15 protein-coding genes are annotated in these 20182 nt (G+C 64.0%); 8 read left to right on the forward strand and 7 right to left on the reverse strand.

What is annotated here, in order from left to right:
- The first annotated feature begins 52 nt into the window (after window positions 1-52).
- From topA to AC0ZZU_RS13450, 3 genes are all read left to right on the forward strand, one after another.
- The gene (gene topA, locus AC0ZZU_RS13440) at window positions 53-2665 is read left to right on the forward strand and encodes a type I DNA topoisomerase (RefSeq protein ID WP_476341297.1); all 2613 of its coding nucleotides are present in this window, start codon (window positions 53-55) and stop codon (window positions 2663-2665) included.
- Between the two features lie 129 nt (window positions 2666-2794).
- On the forward strand, window positions 2795-3316 hold the full coding sequence (locus AC0ZZU_RS13445) for a DUF6586 family protein (RefSeq protein ID WP_476341299.1): 522 nt from the start codon (window positions 2795-2797) through the stop codon (window positions 3314-3316).
- 50 nt (window positions 3317-3366) lie between these two features.
- On the forward strand, window positions 3367-3600 hold the full coding sequence (locus tag AC0ZZU_RS13450) for a hypothetical protein (RefSeq protein WP_158459094.1): 234 nt from the start codon (window positions 3367-3369) through the stop codon (window positions 3598-3600).
- A gap of 53 nt (window positions 3601-3653) precedes the next feature.
- On the opposite strand, the gene sulA is transcribed toward AC0ZZU_RS13450, so the two are convergent.
- Window positions 3654-4127 carry an SOS-induced cell division inhibitor SulA gene (sulA, locus tag AC0ZZU_RS13455; protein ID WP_158459095.1) on the reverse strand — a complete coding sequence of 158 codons (474 nt, stop codon included), beginning with the start codon at window positions 4125-4127 and terminating at the stop codon, window positions 3654-3656.
- 11 nt (window positions 4128-4138) lie between these two features.
- Window positions 4139-4747: a transcriptional repressor LexA gene (lexA, locus tag AC0ZZU_RS13460; protein ID WP_476341302.1), complete on the reverse strand. Its 609-nt coding sequence runs from the start codon at window positions 4745-4747 to the stop codon at window positions 4139-4141.
- A 240-nt stretch (window positions 4748-4987) separates the two neighbouring features.
- On the opposite strand from lexA, the gene AC0ZZU_RS13465 reads away from it, so the two are divergent.
- Together AC0ZZU_RS13465 and nagZ are read left to right on the forward strand one after the other, a co-directional pair.
- Window positions 4988-5701: a TetR/AcrR family transcriptional regulator gene (locus AC0ZZU_RS13465; RefSeq protein ID WP_476341304.1), complete on the forward strand. Its 714-nt coding sequence runs from the start codon at window positions 4988-4990 to the stop codon at window positions 5699-5701.
- A gap of 41 nt (window positions 5702-5742) precedes the next feature.
- The gene (gene nagZ, locus AC0ZZU_RS13470; RefSeq protein ID WP_476341460.1) at window positions 5743-6741 is read left to right on the forward strand and encodes a beta-N-acetylhexosaminidase; all 999 of its coding nucleotides are present in this window, start codon (window positions 5743-5745) and stop codon (window positions 6739-6741) included.
- Between the two features lie 34 nt (window positions 6742-6775).
- Here the strand turns inward: nagZ and AC0ZZU_RS13475 are convergent, their stop codons facing one another.
- Genes AC0ZZU_RS13475 through mfd form a run of 3 tightly spaced genes read right to left on the reverse strand, consistent with a single transcriptional unit; the run spans window position 6776 to window position 14151 of the window.
- Window positions 6776-10117, reverse strand: coding sequence for a DEAD/DEAH box helicase (locus AC0ZZU_RS13475; RefSeq protein WP_476341305.1), 3342 nt, complete (start codon window positions 10115-10117; stop codon window positions 6776-6778).
- A 1-nt stretch (window position 10118) separates the two neighbouring features.
- Window positions 10119-10691: a CsiV family protein gene (locus tag AC0ZZU_RS13480; RefSeq protein WP_476341307.1), complete on the reverse strand. Its 573-nt coding sequence runs from the start codon at window positions 10689-10691 to the stop codon at window positions 10119-10121.
- A gap of 10 nt (window positions 10692-10701) precedes the next feature.
- Window positions 10702-14151 (reverse strand): transcription-repair coupling factor, encoded by a 3450-nt coding sequence (gene mfd / locus AC0ZZU_RS13485; RefSeq protein WP_476341308.1) that lies wholly within the window; start codon window positions 14149-14151, stop codon window positions 10702-10704.
- 167 nt (window positions 14152-14318) lie between these two features.
- On the opposite strand from mfd, the gene AC0ZZU_RS13490 reads away from it, so the two are divergent.
- Window positions 14319-15782 (forward strand): glyceraldehyde-3-phosphate dehydrogenase, encoded by a 1464-nt coding sequence (locus AC0ZZU_RS13490; RefSeq protein WP_476341309.1) that lies wholly within the window; start codon window positions 14319-14321, stop codon window positions 15780-15782.
- 282 nt (window positions 15783-16064) lie between these two features.
- On the forward strand, window positions 16065-17459 hold the full coding sequence (sthA, locus tag AC0ZZU_RS13495) for a Si-specific NAD(P)(+) transhydrogenase (RefSeq protein WP_476341311.1): 1395 nt from the start codon (window positions 16065-16067) through the stop codon (window positions 17457-17459).
- Between the two features lie 42 nt (window positions 17460-17501).
- On the opposite strand, the gene AC0ZZU_RS13500 is transcribed toward sthA, so the two are convergent.
- Window positions 17502-18224 carry a glycerophosphodiester phosphodiesterase gene (locus AC0ZZU_RS13500; RefSeq protein ID WP_476341312.1) on the reverse strand — a complete coding sequence of 241 codons (723 nt, stop codon included), beginning with the start codon at window positions 18222-18224 and terminating at the stop codon, window positions 17502-17504.
- A gap of 27 nt (window positions 18225-18251) precedes the next feature.
- Entirely contained in the window at window positions 18252-18830 is a 579-nt protein-coding gene (locus AC0ZZU_RS13505; protein WP_476341314.1) for a PilZ domain-containing protein, read from the reverse strand.
- A gap of 94 nt (window positions 18831-18924) precedes the next feature.
- On the opposite strand from AC0ZZU_RS13505, the gene AC0ZZU_RS13510 reads away from it, so the two are divergent.
- The gene (locus tag AC0ZZU_RS13510; RefSeq protein ID WP_476341316.1) at window positions 18925-20175 is read left to right on the forward strand and encodes a lipoprotein-releasing ABC transporter permease subunit; all 1251 of its coding nucleotides are present in this window, start codon (window positions 18925-18927) and stop codon (window positions 20173-20175) included.
- Window positions 20176-20182: the final 7 nt, after the last annotated feature.

Here is a 20182-nt window from a genome sequence, read left to right on the forward strand (position 1 = left end):
GTCAGGGCACCTGCCGTGTTTTTATTTTTCAGATTCAGGAATACTCCGATCCATGGGCAAATCGCTGGTCATTGTGGAATCCCCGGCTAAGGCCAAGACCATCAACAAGTACTTGGGCACCCAGTACGTGGTGAAGTCGAGTATCGGCCATATCCGAGACCTCCCCACCAGTGGCTCGGCGAGCGCCTCCAAGGAGCCTGCCGCCAAGCGTGGCAAGGCTGCGGCGGGCGAGGCGCCGGCACTGTCGCCCAAGGAAAAGGCGCGCAAGCAGCTTATCGCTCGCATGGGGGTCGACCCGGACCACGGCTGGAAAGCCAAGTACGAGATCCTTCCCGGCAAGGAAAAGGTGATCGAAGAACTGCGCCGCCTCGCCAAGGATGCCGACACCATCTATCTCGCAACCGACTTGGACCGCGAAGGGGAAGCCATTGCCTGGCACCTGCGCGAAGCCATCGGCGGCGATGACAGTCGCTACAAGCGCGTGGTGTTCAACGAAATCACCAAGAAGGCCATCCAGGAAGCGTTCTCGCAGCCTGGCGAACTCGATATCCATCGGGTCAACGCCCAGCAGGCGCGGCGCTTCCTCGACCGCGTGGTGGGCTACATGGTCTCGCCACTGCTGTGGTCGAAGATCGCCCGTGGCCTGTCGGCCGGCCGTGTGCAATCGGTGGCGGTGAAGCTGGTGGTCGAGCGTGAGCGCGAGATCCGCGCCTTCAACCCCGAAGAGTACTGGGAAATCCATGCTGACCTGGGCACCGCCAAGAACGCCAAGGTGCGTTTCGACGTAACCCGTGAAAAAGGCGAGGCCTTCAAGCCGCTCAACGAAGCCCAGGCCATGGCTGCCGTGGACAAGCTCAAGAGCTCCAGCTACAGCATCATCAAGCGTGAAGACCGCCCGACCAGCAGCAAGCCGTCGGCGCCGTTCATCACCTCGACGCTGCAGCAGGCCGCGAGCAACCGTCTGGGCTACGGTGTGAAGAAAACCATGATGATGGCCCAGCGTCTCTATGAGGCCGGCTACATCACCTACATGCGTACAGACTCGACCAACCTGTCGACTGACGCGGTGGAAATGGCCCGTACCTACATCGAGCAGGAGTTCGGCAAGCAGTACCTTCCCGAGGGGCCGGTCGTCTACGGCAGCAAGGAGGGTGCCCAGGAGGCGCACGAAGCGATCCGGCCTTCGGATGTCAACACCCATCCGAGCAAGGTCAGCGGCATGGAGCGTGATGCCGAGCGCTTGTACGAGCTGATCTGGCGCCAGTTCCTGGCCTGCCAGATGCCACCTGCGCAGTACCTGTCGACCAGCGTCACGGTCGCGGCGGGCGACTTCGAGCTGCGTGCCAAGGGCCGTATCCTCAAGTTCGACGGCTACACCCGAGTGCTGCCGCAGCAGAGCAAGCCGGGCGAAGACGACGTCCTGCCAGACATGGCCCAGGGCGAGGCGCTCAAGCTGATCCAGCTCGACCCGAGCCAGCACTTCACCAAGCCACCGGCGCGCTTCTCCGAAGCCAGCCTGGTCAAGGAAATGGAAAAACGTGGCATCGGCCGCCCGTCGACCTATGCGGCGATCATCTCCACCATCCAGGACCGTGGCTATGTCACCCTGCATAACCGCCGGTTCTATTCGGAAAAGATGGGTGACATCGTCACCGAGCGCTTGTCCGAGAGTTTCTCCGACCTGATGGACTACGGCTTCACCGCAGGCATGGAAGAAAACCTCGACGACGTGGCGCAGGGCGAGCGCGACTGGAAAAACGTGCTGGACGAGTTCTACGGCGACTTCAGCAAGAAGCTGCAGACTGCCGAGTCGGCCGAGAACGGCATGCGCGCCAACCAGCCGACGCTGACCAGCATCGCCTGCAAGGAATGCGGTCGGCCGATGATGATCCGTACTGCGTCCACCGGCGTGTTCCTGGGCTGCTCAGGCTACAGCCTGCCTCCGAAGGAGCGTTGCAAGGCTACCGTCAACCTGGTACCGGGCGACGAGATCGCTGCCGATGACGAAGGCGAGTCGGAGTCGCGTGTGCTGCTCAACAAGCACCGCTGCCCGATCTGCGCGACGGCGATGGATGCCTACCTGCTCGACGAGAAGCACAAGCTGCACATCTGCGGCAATAACCCGGACTGCGTCGGTTACGAGATCGAAGAGGGCAGCTACCGTATAAAGGGCTACGAAGGGCCGAGCCTGGAGTGCGACAAGTGCGGCAGCGAGATGCAGCTCAAGACGGGCCGTTTCGGCAAGTTCTTCGGCTGTACCAATCCTGAGTGCAAGAACACCCGCAAGCTGCTCAAGAGCGGTGAGGCGGCGCCGCCCAAGATGGATGCGGTGAAGATGCCTGAGCTCAAGTGCGAGAAGGTGGACGATACCTACGTGCTGCGCGATGGTGCTTCGGGGTTGTTCCTGGCGGCCAGCCAGTTCCCGAAGAATCGCGAGACCCGTGCGCCGCTGGTGATGGAGATCGTCCCGCACAAGGACGAGATCGATCCGAAGTACCACTTCCTGTGCGAAGCGCCGAAGAAAGACCCGGACGGCCGTCCGACCGTGATCCGCTACAGCCGCAAGACCAAGGAGCAATACGTACAGTCCGAAGTCGAAGGCAAGCCTACGGGCTGGAAAGCGTTCTATGACGGCAAGGCGTGGAAGATCGAAGACAAGCGGTGATGGACTTGTAAGCCCGATGTGTCAGCCAGCCCCAGCAGGGGCTGGCTTTGCATCCGGGCGGGCTTGCCCGCAAGCGGGCAATGCCGGAAACTGATCTGCCGCCTCGCAGCCTTTCCGGAGGGCGCCACCATGGCCCAGGAACTCTATACCCGTACCAACCAGAAACTCTTCTTCGCGGGCCTTGCGCTCGAATCCTTGGCCAAGGCGCAGGGCAGTCAGGCCATGAATGCCCAGGGCCTCGTGCAGGCCGAGCGCGAAGCGGCGCTGTTCCATCTCTATGGGGCGCTGTTGGGGCTGTGCCACGAGATCGCCGGTTTCTATCGACTGCCACAGGCCGGCGCGACACGTGCCGAGGTGCTGCTCAGCGACGAGATGCTCGAAACCGTTGCCATCCCCGAGATGGCGGAGATGGTCGAGCTGGCGCGAAACCCTCACACCTGGCTTGCGCAGTTGCTTAAAGCGCATGCCGACCTGTACCGACCGCCGGTCGCTAAAAAGGCGCCGAAGGGCGATGTCACCCAGCCGCTGATCCAGGCGGTGAGCCTGGACGAAACCGACGTTGCGCCGCTCTCGCGCGAGGAGCTGGAAGGCTGGCGGCAGAACCTCAAGGACCTGACGCGACGTTTTCGCGAAGCGTTGAGTGAGTGCTGACCAGGACGGTCGCTGGTACACTAGCCGCCTTTCGTGGAGAACAGCCCTTTATGTCAACGTCCTTTCTTGAAATTGTCGAGTTGCCTGATGGCCGGATCGAGCTGCGCCGCGCCGAGGACGAAGGTCCTCTGGTAACCCTGGATTTCTCCGAGGATGCCAAGGCGTTTCTGCAGGGGCAGCACGTGGAAGTGGCCAAGGCCATGCTCAGCGTCGGCGTTCAGATGGCTGGCCGTCTCGCCGAAGGTGAGCTAGAACGCGACGAAGGGCCGCGCGTCCTGCATTGAGTCTTGTGCCGGATTTCCCCGGGGCGGGAAATCCGTCTTGCGAAGCCTGAACATCAGCCGAGGCGGATGTTCAGGCTTTGTGCGTTTCCGGTCTCGGCGGCGCGAACCAGCTGTTGGCGTGAGCTGGCATTGAGAGCGCCCAGCCAGCTGACCACGGTGTGGCTACGGCCAAGGCGCAGGGCCTCGCAGGACAGTTGCAGCGCGCTCTGCTTGCCGCGCGGCTTGAGCAGCAGGATGCGCTCGCGGTTCAGCCCGGCGTCACGCAGCCAGGCATGGGTCAGGCTGGCGGGTGGGTCGATCAGCGTCAGCCAGCGGGCATCCTGTTCTTCGCTGAGTTCGCGCAGCACAGGCGCCAGCAGGCTGTGGCAGTGGCCCGGCGCACCGCGCAACGATAGTTCGCTGAAGGCCTCTGGCAGGTTGCTGTGGCGTGGAGGTTCGCTCACCTTCAAGCCAGGCAGCACAGGCTGGGACAGGAAGGCTTCGAACAGCGAAAGCTGGGCTTGGTGGGGTGCGTGGGTGTACTGCATGTCGCCTCCTGTTATCGGCGTATGACGCCAACGCTCAAGCCCTCGATCACCAGCTCCTGGTCTTTCAGGTTGACTTCGATTGGGGCAAATTCGGGGTTTTCGGCCAGCAGCCAGACTCTGTTGCCTTCTCGCTTGAAGCGCTTGACCGTGACTTCGTCACCCAGCCGGGCGACCACGATCTGGCCATTGCGGGCTTCGCGGGTAGTATGCACGGCCAGCAGGTCGCCATCGACAATCCCGACATCCCGCATGCTCATGCCGCGTACGCGCAACAGATAGTCGGCGCGGGGATGGAAGAATGCCGGGTTGATGTTGCAGGATTCCTCGATGTGCTGCTGCGCCAGGATCGGCGCACCGGCGGCAACCCGGCCAATGATCGGCAGGCCGCTGTCGTCGGTCTTGGTCTCATGGCCCGGGATGCGTATGCCGCGCGAGGCGCCTGGAGTCATCTCGATGGCACCCTTGCGGGCCAGGGCCTTGAGGTGTTCCTCGGCGGCATTGGGCGACTTGAAACCCAGCTCCTGCGCAATTTCCGCGCGGGTCGGCGGGAAGCCGTTATCGTCCAGGCAGCGTTTTATGAATGCAAGGATTTCGGCTTGGCGTGGCGTCAGTTTAAGCATGGCGGGCGCTCTGTCTTTTTGTACAGTGACTGGGATTATATACAGTAGTTGGCAAGCTGCAAGCGACAAGCTGCAAGTGACAGGCAAATGCCGGTTGCGACGCTTCTTCATGCAGCTTGACGCTTGAAGCTTGCCGCCGGGAAGGGCTGTGGTTTAATGGCGACCGGGCAGTCACGAAGCCTTGACAGGCACCCGTCTGAAACGTATGTTTCAAACAACTGTTTGTCAGGCGGATTATTCATGGCCCAGTCGGAAACCGTTGAACGCATTCTCGATGCTGCCGAGCAGCTGTTCGCGGAAAAAGGTTTCGCTGAAACCTCGTTGCGGCTCATCACCAGCAAGGCCGGCGTCAACCTGGCAGCGGTGAACTACCACTTCGGCTCCAAGAAGGCCCTGATCCAGGCGGTGTTCTCGCGCTTCCTCGGTCCGTTCTGCACCAGCCTAGAGCGCGAACTCGAGCGCCGCCAGGCACGTCCGGAGCTCAAGCCATCGCTTGAAGAGCTGCTGGAGATGCTGGTCGAGCAAGCCCTGGCGGTGCAGCCGCGCAGTGGCAACGACCTGTCCATCTTCATGCGTCTGCTGGGGCTGGCCTTCAGCCAGAGCCAAGGCCATCTCCGGCGGTACCTTGAAGACATGTACGGCAAGGTGTTCCGCCGCTACATGCTGCTGGTCAACGAGGCGGCCCCGCGCATTCCTCCCCTGGAGCTGTTCTGGCGCGTGCATTTCATGCTTGGCGCCGCGGCGTTCAGCATGTCCGGCATCAAGGCGCTGCGGGCCATCTCCGAAACCGACTTTGGCGTCGACACTTCCATCGAACAAGTCATGCGCCTGATGGTGCCGTTCCTGGCTGCCGGCATGCGTGCCGACAGCGGCGTCACCCATGAGGCGATGGCCGCGGCCCAGTTGCGCCCACGCGGCAAATCCGCCAGCTCGTCGGCCCCGGCCAAGGCCTGAAGGCCCTACCTGAACTTGAAGGATCACTTATGACCGTCAGCCTGCAAGGCTCCCTGATGGTGGATATCGCCGGTACCTGGCTGACCGCCGAGGACCGGCAGTTGCTGCGCCAGCCCGAGGTGGCCGGCCTGATCATCTTTGCCCGCAATATAGAGAGCCCGCGCCAGGTGCGTGAGCTGTGCGCCTCGATCCGGGCGATACGCCCCGAGCTGATCCTGGCGGTCGACCAGGAAGGCGGCCGGGTCCAGCGGCTGCGCCAGGGCTTTGTGCGTCTGCCTGCGATGCGCGCCATTGCCGACAACGACAACGCCGAGACCCTGGCCGAGCAGTGCGGCTGGCTCATGGCGACCGAAGTGCTGGCTGTGGGCCTGGACCTGAGCTTTGCGCCGGTACTGGATCTGGATCACCAGCGCAGCGCCGTGGTCGGCAGCCGCGCCTTCGAGGGCGACCCCGAGATCGCCACGCAGTTGGCCGGGGCTTTTATCCGCGGCATGAATGCCGCGGGCATGGCAGCGTGCGGCAAGCATTTCCCTGGACACGGTTGGGCCGAGGCGGACTCCCATGTGGCCATCCCTACCGACGAGCGCAGCCTTGAGCAGTTGCGCCAGGCCGACCTGCTGCCATTCTCGCGCTTGAGTGGCCAGTTGGCGGCGGTGATGCCCGCGCATGTGATCTACCCGCAGGTAGATAGCCAGCCCGCCGGCTTCTCGCGCCGCTGGCTGCAGGAGATCCTGCGTGGCGAGCTGGGCTTCAAGGGCGTGATCTTCAGCGACGATCTGTCGATGGCGGGTGCGCACGTGGTCGGAGATGCCGCCAGCCGTATCGAGGCGGCGCTCAGTGCAGGCTGCGACATGGGGTTGGTGTGCAATGACCGGGCCGCGGCGGAGCTGGCCCTGAGCGCTGCGCAGCGGCTGAAGGTACAGCCTTCGCCGCGGATCGTGCAGATGCGTGGGCAAGGTTTCGCGCGGACCGATTACCGCCAGCAGCCGCGCTGGCTTGAGGCCCTCGGTGCGCTGAAGGACGCGCAGCTGGTGGACTGAGCGAGCGCGGCTCCCGGCGTGACGGCATTGCCCATTACTTCGCGCCGGCCCGCTTGCCGGGCAGGGGGGCGAAGAGGGCTTCGATCTCGTCGTCTTCCATCCGCCATTGCCCTGACTGGCCGCCGTCGAGCAGTCCGGCCGCCAGTGCCGCCTTCTCCTGTTGCAGCTTCTGGATCTTCTCCTCGACTGTCCCGCGGGTGATCAGCTTGAACACGAATACCGGTTTGTCCTGGCCGATCCGGTAGGCGCGGTCGGTGGCCTGGTTCTCGCTGGCCGGGTTCCACCAGGGGTCGTAGTGGATGACGGTATCGGCGGCGGTGAGGTTCAGCCCGGTGCCGCCAGCCTTGAGGCTAATTAGGAACACGCGGGTGTCGCCCTTCTGGAATTCCTGCACCGGCGCGCGGCGGTCACGGGTGTCGCCGGTCAGCAGGCTATAACGCACCTCGCGTTTCTGCAGTTCCTGCTCGATCAGCGCCAGCATCGCGGTGAACTGGGAAAACAGTAGTACCCGGCGGCCTTCGCTGAGCAGCTCTTCGAGCATTTCAAGCAGGCTGCCGAGCTTGCCCTTGTCGGTCTGCGAACTCTTGACCTCGACTCCTTTGACCAACCGCAGGTCGCAGCACACCTGGCGCAGCTTCAGCAGTGCGTCGAGGATCACGATCTGGCTGCGCGCCGCCCCGTTGCGGGCAATTTCACTGCGGACTTTCTCGTCCATTGCCACCCGTACGGTCTCGTAGGTGTCGCGCTGCGCGTCGCTGAGCTCGACCCAGTGCACCATCTCGGTCTTGGGCGGCAGTTCGCTGGCTACCTGCTCCTTGGTGCGGCGCAGCAGGAATGGACGGATACGGCTGGCCAGATGAGCCATGCGCTCCCGGTCGCCATGGCGTTCGATCGGCGTGCGGTAGTCCTGGGTGAAGCGCTTGCTGTCGCCCAGCCAGCCGGGCATCAGGAAGTGGAACAGCGACCAAAGCTCGCCCAGGTTGTTTTCCATCGGCGTGCCCGTCAGGCACACGCGCTGGTTGGCGGTCAGCTCGCGGGTGGCCAGAGCGGCCTTGCTATTGGCATTCTTGATGTTCTGCGCTTCATCCAGCACCAGCACATGCCAGGGCTGCGCCTTGTGGTGGGCCACGTCGCGTGGGAGCAGGGCATAAGTCGTCAGGATCAGGTCGTAATCGTGCAGCGTGTTGAAATGCTTGTTGCGGCCAGCGCCCTGCAGTGCCAGTACGCGCAGTTCGGGGGCGAAGCGCTGGGCTTCGTCGAGCCAGTTGGGCACGAGGCTGGTCGGCATGACCGCCAGCGCAGGATGCTGCAGGCGCCCGGCCTGTTTCTCCAGCAGCAGGTGCGCCAGGGTCTGCAAGGTCTTGCCCAGGCCCATGTCGTCGCCCAGGATGCCGCCGATCCCCAGCTCGCGCAGGGCTTGCAGCCAGTTCAGGCCTTGCTGCTGGTAGGGGCGCAGGGTGGCGTTGAGCCCTGCCGGTGGCTCGACCTGCAACTCGCGCGCATCGCGCAAGCGACGGCCGAGGTCGCGCACCCGGGCGCCTCCTTCCCATTGCAGGGGCAGGGATTCGATGTTGTTCAGGCGCGGCGCATCGGCGGTCGGCAGGCGCAGGGAAGGGCCGCTGCTGTCATCACCCAGGTACAGCTCGCCGAGCGTCTTCATCACTGTCTTGATCCGCCCGTAGGGCAGTGCCACGCGCAAGGCCGGACTGTCGTGGCGGGCGCGGTTCAGGTCGATCAGCAGGTGCTCGTCGTCGCTGCGCCTGGCGAGCTCCGATGGCCGCAGCAGTTCAGGGCTGCTGCGCAACAGGTGGAGGATGATCGGCAGCAGGCTGTGACGCTGGCCATTGACCTCGATCCCCAGCTCCAGGTCGAACCACTCATGGCCCGGCGCTTCGTCGAGCGTGGCGTACCAGTCGTCCACCTCCTGCAGGTTGAAGGCAAAGTCCCGGTGCGCATCGATCTTCCAGCCGGCCTCGCGCAGGCGTGGCAAGTCGTTGCGCGCAAAGCGCAGCCAGGCTTCGTCATCGGGCAGCTGGAACATCTCGCCGGCGCTGTCGGGCAGGGCCTTGCTCTGGCGGGTCGCGGGCTTGAATCCGAGGTCGCGCAGGGTCTTGCGCAAGGCCTGCTCGGCGCCCGGCTGGCGCGGAATGCGCTGGCTGAGAGTATCGCGCACGCGGGTCACGGGTTTGTCGTCATTCCCTGTGGCACGCAGGCCGTCGTAGTCGAAGGCCAGCGCGGCACGGTGTTGCAACTGGCGTTGCATGCGGCCGGTCTTGGGCATGTAGGCGCTGAACTCGAGACTGCCCAGGGACAGGTGCGCGACGGGCGTGATGCCGTCGAGGTCCTCGCTGCGCACTGTCGCGGGCGTGGGTACCTGGCGGTCGAGAGAATTGAGGCGATGGCTGAGCGGCACCACGAGGTGTTCGGGTACATCCGGGGCAATCGACAGGGAGCTGGCAATGAATGGGTCCAGGGCGTGGACCAGCCTGCCTGCCGTGTTCCGTTCCTCGTCGATGTAGAACAACGGCTCCAGCGGTACGACAACGGTCGCACGGTTGTCGATGTGCCACACGCCTCGGTAGTTGCCGTTGTCCAGCCGCACCCAGCGAAATTCGGCCGCGCAGTCGGGGCCGGGAGACAGGCTCGCCGCGGAGTTCTCGAACAGTAGCCGTCCGGTGGCCAGCGCGGCGTCGAGCAGTTCGGCTCCCCACGCATCGCGCAGGTTCACCATGTCAGGCATGCCGCCGCTGGGCCGGCGGGCTTCAATCTGCCTGAGCAGGCGTGTGTCAGCCTCGGTCACGTAGCGGGGCGGGTAGTAGATCAGCTCATTGAACGAGCTGATCTTGCCGAAGTTGATCTCGCCGTCGGCCTGGCGAGTGCCCTTGAGCACCCTCAGGTAGCAGAAGTCACGGTTCGCCACCAGGCGGTAGTACAAAGCCCGGCCCTTGGTTTCCGGCTTGATGGAGGCCGTGGGCTCGACGGGAGTCTCCAGCAGGGTCATCCAGTCCTGCAGGTCAGGCGTCAATGGCGCGCCAGCGCCCGCCTGCGTCGAGACCTGATGGCCCTCGGGGTAGTCCGGGCCCCGTTGCAGCTCGAACAGCACGGCTGCGCAGTGCTTGCAGTTGCGCCTGACCGGGCAGGTGCAGGTGCCTTGCACGTCCATGCGGTCCGTTTCCGGACCAAGGGTGACCTGCTGGCGATAGCGCTCGCCGCCAGAACCAGTGCACAGCGCATGGATCACCCGGTCATCGATGGACTGGATCTGCACTCGGCCCAGCGCTTTGTACTCCCAGCCCCGGTCACGGGTCCGGCGCTCGAAGCAGGCGGCCCAGCCATCGCTGCCCCGCACATGGATCTGCGCTTCGCTCTGCTTCACATCACTGCTCCATCATCTCGGGGTCCAGCGTCGGGATCTTGCGCGCCCCGACAGGGGCCACCTTGAGCAGCAGCCCGAGGTGACCCCCGTCCAGGAAAGTCAGTTGGCCGGTCTTGAGGGTGCTGTTGCTCTGCCTGAATTGCTCGCTTTGCAGCACGCGCCCGTTGCCGTCGAGCTGGTTGACCCAGAAGGTCGCCTCGGCACCGATGAAGCGCCCCTGTACCAGACTCAGGACGCCTTCGATTGGAAAGTGCCCGAACTGCTCTTCGCCTTCTCCCAGGGCAATGCGCACCGGCTCGCTGCCCACGGGCTGCCGCCAGGCCTTGTGCAGCAGCACGGTGTAGCTGGGTGTGGCCTGCAGGCGCGTGACTTCGTCCGCGAGGGTGGTCGGTTGCACGGCCTCCTTGGCCAGGCGCGCCGCGCCAGCGCTCCAGTCTTCGGGAGCGAAGGGGCTGGTGATCGCGGGTACGGCGTTCTGCCGTACCAGGATCATTTCCACCTGATACAGGCCTTCGGCGAAGGCGGCTGGCGCGAACAGCGCCAGTGACAGGGTCAGGTAACGGATGGCACGCATGGATCTTCCTTCAGGCAGACGCGGGTGTCAGGCGCTCGAACAGCGCCTCAAGGGTATTGAAACGTTCGTCGGCGCGCTCCATCGGCACCATGAAGCGGAACTGGGTCGCGCCCTCGAACTTGTAGCGCTTGGGCTGGCCCTGGATCAGCTTGATCAGCGTCAGCGGCTCGACCGGAGTCTCGGCCTCGAAGTCGATCTTGCCGCCGTTGGGACCGGCATCGACCTTCTTGATGCCGAGCTTCTCGGCCTGCAGCTTGAGCAGCGTCAGGCGCACCAGGTTCTTGGTGGGATCGGGTAGCAGCCCGAAACGGTCGATCATCTCGACCTGCAGGTCCTTGAGACCTTCTTCGTCCACTGCCGAGGCGATGCGCTTGTACAGGATCAGGCGGGCATGCACGTCGGGCAGGTAGTCCTCGGGAATCAGCGCCGGCAGGCGCAGGTTGATCTCGGGGCCACCGCCAAGCGGCTGGTCGAGATTCGGCTGGGTGCCCTTGCGGATGGCCTTGACCGCCCGTTCGAGCATTTCCATGTACAGCGTGAAACCGACGGCCTGGATCTGCCCGCTCTGGCCTTCGCCCAGCAACTCGCCTGCGCCGCGGATTTCGAGGTCGTTGGTGGCGAGCACGAAGCCTGCGCCCAGGTCCTGGGTGTTGGCGATGGCTTCGAGGCGTTTTTCAGCGTCCGCGCTGACCTTCTGGCGCGCGGGGGTCAGCAGGTAGGCATAGGCCTGGTGGTGACTGCGCCCGACCCGGCCACGCAACTGGTGCAACTGGGCCAGGCCGAACTTGTCGGCGCGCTCGATGATGATGGTGTTGGCGCTTGGCACGTCGATGCCGGTCTCGATGATGGTCGAGGCGATCAGTACGTTGAAGCGCTTGTGGTAGAAGTCGCTCATCACCTGCTCGAGGTCGCGCTCGCGCATCTGTCCGTGGCCGATGCCGATGCGTGCTTCGGGCACCAGTTCGGCGAGCTCGGCGGCGCATTTCTCGATGGTCTTGACGTCGTTGTGCAGGTAGTACACCTGGCCGCCGCGCAGCAGTTCACGCAGCAAGGCCTCCTTGACCGTGCTCTTGTTCTGCTCCATGACGAAGGTGCGCACAGACAGGCGTCGGGCAGGCGGCGTGGCGATGATCGACAGGTCGCGCATGCCGGCCACGGCCATGTTCAGCGTCCGCGGAATCGGCGTGGCGGTGAGCGTGAGGATGTCCACCTCGCTGCGCAGGGTCTTGAGCTGCTCTTTCTGGCGCACGCCAAAGCGGTGTTCTTCGTCGATCACCACCAGGCCCAGGTCCTTGAAGCGCACGTCGTCCTGCAGCAGCTTGTGGGTGCCGATCAGGATGTCGATCTTGCCTTCGGCCAGTTCCGCGGCGGCGGCGTTGACTTCCTTTGCCGACTTGAAGCGGCTCATTACCTCGACAGTTACCGGCCAGTCGGCGAAGCGGTCGCGGAAACTGTTGTAGTGCTGCTGGGCGAGGAGGGTGGTAGGCACCAGTACCGCCACCTGGCGGCCGCTGTGCACGGCAATGAACGCCGCCCGCATGGCCACTTCGGTCTTGCCGAAGCCCACGTCGCCGCACACCAGGCGGTCCATCGGCTTGGCGGCGAGCATGTCGTCGCGCACGGCCTCGATGGCGTTCTGCTGGTCGGGGGTTTCCTCGAAAGGGAAGCCTGCGCTGAACGTGGCGTAGTCGCCGGCCGGATCGGCAAAGGCATAGCCCTTGCGGGCGGCGCGGCGGGCATAGATGTCGAGCAGCTCGGCGGCCACGTCGCGGACCTGTTCGGCTGCCTTGCGCTTGGCTTTCTGCCAGGCCTCGGAGCCGAGCCTGTGCAGTGGGGCAAGGGCGTCGTCGGTACCGGTATAGCGGGCGATCAGGTGCAGGTTGGCCACCGGGACGTAGAGCTTGGCGTTCTCGGCGTACTCCAGGGTCAGGAACTCGGCGGCCTGGTCGTCGATTTCCAGGGTTGCCAGGCCCAGGTAGCGGCCCACGCCATGGTCGATGTGCACGACCGGAGCGCCTTCGCGCAGTTCGGTGAGGTTCTTGATCACCGCGTCGCTGGCGACTTCCCCACGCTTTTCGCGGCGCCGGCGCTGCATGACGCGCTGGCCGAACAAGGGGCTCTCGGCAATCAGCGCAAGCGCCGGATCGTCCAGCACCAGGCCGTCATCGAGTGGTGCGATGGTGATCGCCAGGCGCTCGCTGCCGGTGATGAAATCGGTCCAGCCTTCGACAGTCTTCGGGCGCAGCTTGAGGCGTTCGAGCAGTTCGAGCAGCACTTCGCGGCGACCCGCCGATTCGGCGGTGAACAGTACGCGGCCGGGGAACTGGTCGAGAAAGCCCGCCAGCTCGGCAAGCGGCTGGTTGGCCTTGGCCTCGATGGCCAGGTTGGGCAATGGCCTGGCCGGGAAGCTTTGACGGCCACTGCCGGCATCCAGCGGCTCCGGGCTGACCACTACGCGCGGCCACTGCTTGAGCAGTGCGAAGCAGTCTTCGACCGGCATGAACAGCTCGGCAGGTGGCAGCAGCGGCCGAGTCAGGTCGCCGCGGCGTTCTTCATAGCGTCCGCGCACATCATTCCAGAAATGCTCCGCCGCCTGCTCGACCCCTGGCAGGGAGAACACCTGGGTGTCCTGGGGCAGGTAGTCGAACAGGGTCGCGGTCTCTTCGAAGAACAGCGGCAGGTAGTATTCGATGCCGGCCGGGATAATGCCGCTGGCCAGGTCCTGGAAGATCGCGCTGCGGCGGAAGTCCACATCGAAGCGCTCGCGGAACCGCGCCTTGAAGCGGGTGACCTCTTCCTTCTGCAACGGAAACTCGCGGGCCGGCAGCAGGCGTATCGAGTCGACCTTGTCGATCGAGCGCTGGGTCTCGGGATCGAAGGTGCGCAGGGTCTCGATCTCGTCGTCGAACAGATCGATACGGTAGGGCAGCTTGCTGCCCATGGGGAACAGGTCGATCAAGGCCCCGCGCACGGCGAATTCGCCGTGCTCGTACACCGTGTCGACGCAGCGGTAGCCGCTGGCCTCGAGGCGCGTGCGCATCTGCTCGACGTCGATCTTCTGGCCAATGTCCAGCACCAGGCTGGTGCCGAGCAGGAAGCGCGTCGGCGCCAGGCGGTGCAGGGCGGTGGTGATCGGCACCACCAGGATCCCGTGTTCGAGCTCCGGCAGCCGGTACAGGCTGGCGATACGCTGGGAAATGATGTCCTGGTGCGGCGAGAACAGGTCGTAGGGCAGGGTCTCCCAGTCCGGGAAAGGCAGTACCGGCAGGTCAGGAGCGAAGAAGCGCAGCTCCCGTTCAAGGCGGTCGGCGGCCTGGCTGTCGGCGGTCAGCAGCAAGGTGAAGCGCTTGGCGCTGCTGGCGGCTTCGGCGATGGCCAGGGTCAGGGCGGCGCCCGGAAGGCTGCCCCAGGTTTGTTTGCCAGCGGTTGCCGGCAGGTTCGGTAAGCGCAGTACAGACACGGGAGGTGGAACTCCAACGTTGCGGCAAAGAGGTCGATTGTACCGGGCCAGGGGGCGTGCTGTCAGGTTTGCGAGGAGGTTGCGGCAGGCTTTGCTGGTGGCGATAGGCGCGCATTGCCCGAACCGTTGAGGGAAGTCATAATGTAGCCCCTTTTTTCTGTCCCTACATGTGGAAGGTTCCCGTGACTCAGAAGCCCGACCAGTGTCTTGGTGAGTGGATTGATCGTGAAGCACTCGCGGAAGCGATGATCCCGCTTATCGGTCAGCTCTACCGCAATAACAATGTGGTGAGCTCGATCTATGGCCGCAGCCTGATCAACCGTTCGGTGATCTCGATCCTCAAGGCGCACCGCTTTGCCCGTCACCGCCAGGCTGACGAGACCGAGCTGTCCGTCCACGAGACGTTCCCCCTGCTCAAGGCGATGAGCGAGCTGAAACTGGGCGCCGCTTCGGTCGACCTGGGCAAGCTGGCCAGCAAGTTCAAGGAACAGGGCAACGGCCGCAGCGCCGAGCAGTTCGTCCGTGAAGAGCTGGCTGACGTGGTCGGCAAGCAGAACGGCGGCGCGCGCAAGGGCACCGACGTCGTGCTGTACGGTTTCGGCCGCATCGGCCGCCTGCTGGCGCGCATCCTGATCGAGAAGACCGGTGGTGGCGACGGCCTGCGGCTGCGCGCCATCGTCGTGCGCAAGGGCGCCGAGAACGACCTGGTCAAGCGCGCAAGCCTGCTGCGCCGCGACTCGGTGCATGGTCCTTTCGATGGCACCATCACCATCGATGAGGCCAACAACACCATCACCGCGAACGGCAACCTGATCCAGGTGATCTACGCCAAGAGCCCGAGCGAAGTCGACTACACCCAGTACGGCATCGACAACGCGCTGATCGTCGACAACACCGGCGTGTGGCGTGACGCCGACGGCCTGGGCCAGCACCTGGCCTGCCCGGGCGCCGCCCGTGTGATCCTCACCGCACCTGGCAAGGGCGCGCTGAAGAACATCGTTCATGGCATCAACCATGGCGAGATCACCGCTGACGACAAGATCGTCTCGGCCGCCTCTTGCACCACCAACGCCATCGTGCCGGTGCTCAAGGCAGTCAATGACCAGTACGGCATCATCAATGGTCACGTCGAAACCGTTCACTCGTTCACCAACGACCAGAACCTGATCGACAACTTCCACAAGGGCAGCCGTCGTGGCCGCGCCGCGCCGCTGAACATGGTCATCACCGAAACCGGTGCTGCCACTGCAGCCGCCAAGGCACTGCCAGTGCTCAAGGGCAAGTTGACCGGCAACGCCATCCGCGTGCCGACGCCGAACGTGTCCATGGCCATTCTCAACCTGAACCTCGAGAAGGCCACTTCGCGCGAAGAGATCAACGAGTACCTGCGCCAGACCGCCATGCATTCCGATCTGCACAAGCAGATCGACTACGTGAGCTCCCAGGAAGTGGTCTCCACCGACTTCGTCGGCTCGCGCCACGCCGGTGTCGTCGACGCCGAAGCGACCATCTGCAATGACAACCGCGTTGTACTGTACGTCTGGTACGACAACGAATTCGGTTACAGCTGCCAGGTGGTGCGTGTGATGGAAGACATGTCGGGCGTGAACCCGCCGGCATTTCCGCAGTAAGCGTTCAACGTGAAGAGAGACGGGAGCCTGAAGGCTCCCGTTTTTTTTGGTGTGTCATTCGCGCTTTTCCGGGACAATATGCCGCCTTGTTTTTCTGGACAACTTGATGTCTGCCCAAGGCATGTAGTGCACGCGAAAATAGCCTACGACGCGACCAAGGGTTAATGTGCGCGGCGTTCACGCTTGATTAGACTGCACCCGAATTTTTTCATGACGCCACAGGCGGCATGATCGCGCCCCGCCGGCCACTCAGGCCCGCGGGCCAGTTCTGAAGGAGTACGCATGGCTGTCTACAACTACGACGTAGTGGTGCTGGGTTCCGGCCCGGCCGGAGAAGGTGCGGCAATGAATGCCGCCAAAGCAGGGCGCAAGGTCGCGATGGTCGACAGCCGCCGTCAGGTCGGCGGCAACTGCACCCACCTGGGTACCATCCCGTCCAAGGCCCTGCGTCACTCGGTCCGCCAGATCATGCAGTTCAACACCAACCCGATGTTCCGGGCCATTGGTGACCCGCGCTGGTTCTCGTTCCCGGACGTGCTCAAGAGCGCCGAGAAGGTGATCTCCAAGCAGGTGGCCTCGCGCACTGGCTACTATGCCCGCAACCGAGTGGACGTGTTCATCGGTACCGGCAGCTTTGCCGACGAGCAGACCATCGAAGTGGTCTGCCCCAACGGTGTGGTCGAGAAGCTGGTGGCCAAGCACATCATCATCGCCACCGGCTCGCGCCCCTATCGTCCGGCCGACATCGACTTCAATCACCCCCGTATCTACGATAGCGACACCATCCTCAGCCTGGGCCACACCCCGCGCAAGCTGATCGTCTATGGCGCCGGGGTCATCGGCTGCGAGTATGCGTCGATCTTCAGCGGCCTGGGCGTGCTGATCGAGCTGGTCGACAACCGCGGCCAGCTGCTGAGCTTCCTGGATTCGGAAATCTCCCAGGCGCTGAGCTATCACTTCAGCAACAACAACATTACCGTACGCCACAACGAGGAGTACGAGCGGGTCGAAGGGCTGGACAACGGGGTGATCCTGCACCTCAAGTCGGGCAAGAAGATCAAGGCCGATGCCTTGCTGTGGTGCAACGGCCGTACCGGCAACACCGACAAGCTGGGCCTGGAAAACATCGGCATCAAGGTCAACAGCCGAGGCCAGATCGAGGTCGACGAGGCCTACCGCACTGCGGTGCCGAACATCTATGGCGCCGGTGACGTGATCGGCTGGCCGAGCCTGGCCAGTGCCGCCCACGACCAGGGCCGCTCCGCCGCTGGCAGCATCGTCGACAACGGCAGCTGGCGCTTCGTCAACGACGTGCCGACCGGCATCTACACCATTCCGGAAATCAGCTCGATCGGCAAGAACGAGCAGGAGCTGACCCAGGCGAAGGTGCCTTACGAAGTGGGCAAGGCGTTCTTCAAGAGCATGGCGCGCGCGCAGATCGCCGGTGAGCCCCAGGGCATGCTGAAGATCCTGTTCCATCGCGAGACGCTGCAGATCCTGGGCGTGCACTGCTTTGGCTACCAGGCTTCGGAGATCGTGCACATCGGCCAGGCGATCATGGATCAGCCGGGTGATCGAAATACCCTGAAGTATTTCGTCAACACCACCTTCAACTACCCGACCATGGCCGAGGCCTACAGGGTTGCCGCCTACGACGGCCTCAACCGGCTTTTTTGAGCGGCTCCGGCCGGTGGCCTGAGCCGGCCGGGGAGAACGATTTCAGCCCTTCCCAAGGGTGGTACTGGCCAAACCGGGAAAGTCTGTAATCAGGCTGTCTACGCCGAAGTCAGCGAGCCTGCGCATCAGCGCCGGTTCGTTGACTGTCCAGACCGACACGTGCAAGCCCTGGCGCTGCGCCTTGAGCAGGCGCTCTGGCGTGCACAGCGTCCAGTTCAGGGCGAGCATGTTGCAGCCGTAGTTCTGCGCGACCTTCAGCGGGTCGAGCCAGGCGTACTCGGCAACCAGGCCGCGGGCAATGTCCGGGGTCAGCTCAAGCGCCGCGGCCAGCACCTCGCGCGAGCTCGAGGTGATGGTGATGCGATCGAGCAGGCCAAAGCGCTGGGCCATTTCCCGAATGGCCAGGACCGTGGTGGCAGCACGGGTGCGCGAGGCGCTCTTGACCTCCAGCTGCCAGTGCTCGAAGTCGCATTTCTCGAACAGTTCCTCAAGACGCGGAATAGGGCAGGGCTGTACCCAGCCCGGCCCGCCCTTGCGTGCATCGATCAGGGCAAGGTCGGCGGCACTGTGCTCGACCACCTTGCCGCGCCGGCCGGTGGTACGCTTGAGCGTCGGGTCATGGATCACCATCAGCTCGTTGTCGGCCGACAGGTGCAGGTCCAGCTCGCATCGGCGCACGCCGTGCTCCAGGCACTGGCGAAAGCTGGTCAGGGTGTTTTCGGGGGCTTCGCCCTTGGCGCCACGGTGGCCGTAAATCAGGGTCACGTTCGTTCCTTCAAGATGTGATGAGGCTCAGGGGGCGCTCTGTTCCAATGCCTGGCGGCGCTGCTGTTGCTGGCGCTGCAGGATGTAGCGGGCCAGCAGTTGGCGCTGGGCATCGCTGGTTTCGATGAATTCGGTACCGACCTCGAACTGGCCATCCGGGCGGGCGTCGCAGTGCACGACCCTGGCACGCAGCAGCAAGCCGAGCGCCTGGGGCATCAGCACCATTTTCACCGCCACGCGCGTGCCGGGGGCAACGGCCTGGGCTTGCGCGAATTCGACGCCGCCTTCGGACAGCACCACCGCACGCGGCTCCCCGATCTGCCCGAGCAGTGTCTGCGCGACCACGGCGCTGAGCAGGTCGATACGTTTGTTCTGGGCCTTGAGAAACGCCGCCAGGGTACGGTCCTTGTCGCTGAGCTGGCGCAACAGATGCTGGGACTCGAACTCGCTCAGGTGCAATTCACTGAGCAGGTTGAACAGCGGTGACGCATCTTGCAACACGTCTGCCTCAAGGCCTTCGGCCGCGCTCAGCGGGCTAATTTCCAGTGCGATCCTGTCCTCGATACGGTAGTATTCGCGGCGATCTTCTTCATCCAATGTCGTCATGGCGAACCCATGGTAGCGGCGGTGGTCTGAGTGTAAAGCTGCTCATCAAGCCCCGCCACAAGGACGTTCCCCTTTCATCCGAACAAGCCCCGACATGTTCAGACCTCTTTTCGTATTCATCGGTACGCGCTACACCCGTGCCAAGCGCCGCAACCATTTCGTCTCGTTCATTTCCCTGACCTCGATGATCGGCCTCGCCCTGGGCGTGGTAGTGATGATCGTGGTGTTGTCGGTCATGAATGGCTTCGACCACGAAATGCGCACCCGGGTGCTTGGCATGATCCCTCACGCCACGCTGGAAACCGGCCAGCCCATCGACAACTGGCCTGCACTTGCCGAGCAAGTCAAGCAGAACGCCCAGGTCGAGGCGGTGGCGCCCTTTACCCAGATGCAGGGCCTGCTGACGCACGAAGGCAAGGTGTCCAAGGTGCTGCTCAACGGCATCGACCCCGAGCGCGAGCGCCAGGTGTCGATCATCGACCGGTTCATTCTCCAGGGCCAGCTCGAACAGCTGGCGCCGGGCGAGTGGGGCATCATGATCGGCGACAAGGCTGCGGCCAAGCTGGGCGTGGGCGTCGGCGACAAGCTGACCTTCGTCGCCCCGGAGGTGAGCGTGACCCCGGCCGGCATGTTCCCGCGCATGAAGCGCTTCACCGTGGTCGGCACTTTCCATGTCGGCGCGGGTGAAATCGACGGCTACCTGGGCCTGACCAATCTTTCCGACCTGTCGCGCCTGCATCGCTGGAAGCCCGACCAGGTACAGGGCCTGCGCCTGAAGTTCGACGACCTGTTCCAGGCGCCGCGTGCGGCCTGGGACATCGCACAGAAGCTGGGCGAGCAAGAGTTCTACGCCCGCGACTGGACCCGCAGCCATGGCAACCTGTACCAGGCGATCCGTATGGAAAAGGCCATGATCGGCCTGCTGCTGTTGCTGATCGTCGCGGTGGCGGCGTTCAACATCATTTCCACGCTGGTGATGGTGGTCAACGACAAGAAGGGCGACATCGCCATTCTGCGCACCCTCGGCTCGACGCCTGGGCAGATCATGGCGATCTTCATGGTCCAGGGCACGGTGATCGGCGTGGTCGGCACCTTCATCGGCGCCGTGGTAGGGATCATCGCGGCGCTGAACGTCAGTGCAGTGATCGCCGGTATCGAGAAGCTGATCGGGCACAAGTTCCTCAATGCCGATGTGTACTTCATCGATTACCTGCCCTCGCAGATCATCGCCCAGGACGTGTGGATGGTCTGCGGTGCGGCACTGGTCCTGAGTTTCCTCGCCACCCTGTATCCGGCCTGGCGCGCGGCGCGCACCCAGCCTGCAGAGGCGCTACGTTATGAGTGAGTCGCGC

It is taken from the genome of Pseudomonas sp. JE3303, assembly GCF_056312565.1.

Excerpts from the sequence above, each read along its gene's own strand:
- topA (WP_476341297.1), top strand. The coding sequence starts at position 53 with ATGGGCAAATCGCTGGTCATTGTGGAATCCCCGGCTAAGGCCAAGACC.
- AC0ZZU_RS13445 (WP_476341299.1), top strand. The coding sequence starts at position 2,795 with ATGGCCCAGGAACTCTATACCCGTACCAACCAGAAACTCTTCTTCGCG.
- AC0ZZU_RS13450 (WP_158459094.1), top strand. The coding sequence starts at position 3,367 with ATGTCAACGTCCTTTCTTGAAATTGTCGAGTTGCCTGATGGCCGGATC.
- sulA (WP_158459095.1), bottom strand. The coding sequence starts at position 4,127 with ATGCAGTACACCCACGCACCCCACCAAGCCCAGCTTTCGCTGTTCGAA.
- lexA (WP_476341302.1), bottom strand. The coding sequence starts at position 4,747 with ATGCTTAAACTGACGCCACGCCAAGCCGAAATCCTTGCATTCATAAAA.
- AC0ZZU_RS13465 (WP_476341304.1), top strand. The coding sequence starts at position 4,988 with ATGGCCCAGTCGGAAACCGTTGAACGCATTCTCGATGCTGCCGAGCAG.
- AC0ZZU_RS13480 (WP_476341307.1), bottom strand. The coding sequence starts at position 10,691 with ATGCGTGCCATCCGTTACCTGACCCTGTCACTGGCGCTGTTCGCGCCA.
- AC0ZZU_RS13490 (WP_476341309.1), top strand. The coding sequence starts at position 14,319 with ATGTGGAAGGTTCCCGTGACTCAGAAGCCCGACCAGTGTCTTGGTGAG.
- sthA (WP_476341311.1), top strand. The coding sequence starts at position 16,065 with ATGGCTGTCTACAACTACGACGTAGTGGTGCTGGGTTCCGGCCCGGCC.
- AC0ZZU_RS13505 (WP_476341314.1), bottom strand. The coding sequence starts at position 18,830 with ATGACGACATTGGATGAAGAAGATCGCCGCGAATACTACCGTATCGAG.
- AC0ZZU_RS13510 (WP_476341316.1), top strand. The coding sequence starts at position 18,925 with ATGTTCAGACCTCTTTTCGTATTCATCGGTACGCGCTACACCCGTGCC.